This is a genomic window from Peribacillus acanthi, assembly GCF_003073175.1.
GTDB classification, from domain to species: domain Bacteria; phylum Bacillota; class Bacilli; order Bacillales; family DSM-1321; genus Bacillus_BN; species Bacillus_BN acanthi.
On the sequence record NZ_QBBX01000044.1, the window covers coordinates 1 to 2,444 of the forward strand.

2 protein-coding genes are annotated in these 2,444 nt (G+C 41.0%); both read right to left on the reverse strand.

What is annotated here, in order from left to right; all coding sequences use genetic code 11:
- Nucleotides 1-54: 54 nt before the first annotated feature.
- Nucleotides 55-807 carry an IS21-like element helper ATPase IstB gene (istB, locus tag DBX25_RS20335; RefSeq protein WP_108672577.1) on the reverse strand — a complete coding sequence of 251 codons (753 nt, stop codon included), beginning with the start codon at nucleotides 805-807 and terminating at the stop codon, nucleotides 55-57.
- Nucleotides 800-2,320, reverse strand: coding sequence for an IS21 family transposase (istA, locus tag DBX25_RS20340; RefSeq protein WP_420812976.1), 1,521 nt, complete (start codon nucleotides 2,318-2,320; stop codon nucleotides 800-802). Before istA ends, istB begins: the two co-directional genes overlap by 8 nt.
- Between the last annotated feature and the right edge of the window lie 124 nt (nucleotides 2,321-2,444).

Genomic DNA, 2,444 nt, shown 5'->3' on the forward strand with positions numbered 1-2,444 from the left:
TTGTAACCGTCAACCCCGATTGGACACTTTTTGCTCATTAGCGCTGAACACTTTTTAATCTTTGAAAATCCTTTGTTGGTTCTTCAATCGATGGCTTTCATTATCCATATGAATCACCTCAACACGGTGTAATAAACGGTCCAGTATGGCGGTCATCATCCCTTGGTTTCCGACAATTTCTGTCCACTCTTCTGGGCTTCTATTGGACGTCAAAATCAAAGAGCTTTGTTCATATAATTGATGGACTAATTGAAAGAAGAGGGTAGCTTCTCGTTGATCCATCGCCATATACATAATGTCATCAATGATAATCAGTTCAGAAGCGCGCAAGCGCTTCAACTGAATCTTAGATTTGTGTACGTATTCTTCGGTCTTGAGTAACTGAATTAACTCTCCCATCGTAATGAAATATACTTGATATCCCTTATGGATAGCCTCAATACCAAGCCCCACAGAAAGTAGTGTCTTTCCAGCACCTGGCGGTCCAAGAAGTATAAGATTATAGTTCTGTTCTAGCCACTCATATTCACGTAATTGCTTTAATTGTCGTTCAGTAATCGCATCCTGTTCCTCGATTCGAAACTTCTGGATCGGTCTATGGTATGGAAACCTTGCCCAGTTCAGGCGCTTTTCAATACTTTTCTCTTCTCGTTTCTTGAGTTCGTATGACGTTAATTGTTCTAGAAACTCCAGATAGGTCCAAGATTTCAGCTCTGCTTTACGGAGGAGATCAGGGAGACCCTCTGATGTCTCAGCCATCCTTAACTGTCGAAAAGACTGTTGGATATCTGTGACGCTCTTACTCATTATATTTACCTCCCATTAATTGAAGGTATTCACTGATGTCTCTGGTCTGGACAGCTATATTCACTAGGACTTTTTCGCTCTCCTCTGTTTTCAGAGGCTTATCAGGCGCTGTCCGCCTCAGAAAATCGACAACATCACGAAATGCATTAGCACTAAACAGGTTTTCTTCTATACATTTTTCAAGTGCTAGGTGGACCCATTCAGTATTTTCTTGTGCCACTTTTTTTATCAGTATGAATTGATCTCGCCGATAACGGCCATATTCCTGGCTAATTTTTTCTATGTAATTTAATGCTTTATCATGGGCTAGCAGGGTTACCACTTCTTGTTTTAATAGATCGAGCGATTCGGACCGCTCACGTGAATGGTTTCTATTCTTAACTAGTTTCCCTTTCTCCTGAGAGATCGTATGCTCCGCAATAATTTCGCCTGTTGACGAGTCACAGATTTTAAGTGCGTGGTTCACGACGTGTAAATGGACGATTTTCTTTCTAGTGTATGTTCCAACCGGAACAGAATATCGATTCGATTGGAAGTGTACCGTGTTGTCCTTACGGACATTCCTTGTTATAATTTCAGTATAGTTGCTTTCGGAAGAAAGCGGATTAGAGATCTTTCGCAAGTGTTGCTTTTCCAGGAGAAACACTTCGTAAGGTCTTTTTTTTGTTGTGTTGTGCACCTTGTAGTTTCCAGTCCTCTCTAGCCATTTTAAGCTGCGGTCGTTCCAATCTTCTAGATTCGAATACACTCGATTCTTAGCGAAGTTGTTCTTTATGTATTTCACGACATTTTCGACTTTCCCTTTAGATTCTGGATCGGCTTTCCTACATAGATACACTCGAAACTTTCTTTGCTGAATATAGTGTTGGAATGCTGTGGTCAAGATTAGGTCTCCTGCATTCTCACTCACCGCGATCAAATTATCTTGATCGTATACAATCTCTTCAGGAACACCACCAAAATATTGAAATGCTAGGTCATGACAACGGATGGTGTCCCTAGTGGTGAAGGGTCTGTTCCACCACCACATATATTTCTGACGGGAATGTGCCAGCACAAACGCTATGAAGTAGAGGCGTACATCCTTGCCGTGCATATCCTTTTGGATGGTCTGTCCCCAATCCACTTGGAGCTGTCTTCCCGGCGGCAGGTCCTCGACAGACTCATATTCACGTGACTCTTCCTTCTTATCAATTTGATACAAATCTCTTACCTCATTGACATAGCGTCGCACTGTGCTTTCCCCGACATCAATATTTGGAAACCGTTCCTGGAGCCAATCATATATCTGAGCCCCACTCAGAGAAGGAAACTCCCTTAGCCAATTGACGATCCAATCCCGATAGGGATTTAACTTTTTCTTCCGATCACTTGGTTCAAATTCTTCTACTGCCTCTTCAAACGTCATCTCCAAATATTTATACACTGTAGTGCGTGAAATTTTTAACCTTTTAGCAATCTGAGAAACTCTTAATCTTTGCTTTCTCAATTGATGAACCTCTAAATATACCATTAACTTTTCCTCCATTATGTTCCCCCTATAAGCTGATAAAATCAGTTTACAGGAAAGAACTTATTAGGTGAAAAGTGTTCATTGGAAGTGAGCAAAAACTGTTCACTATATTTTAGCGTTTACA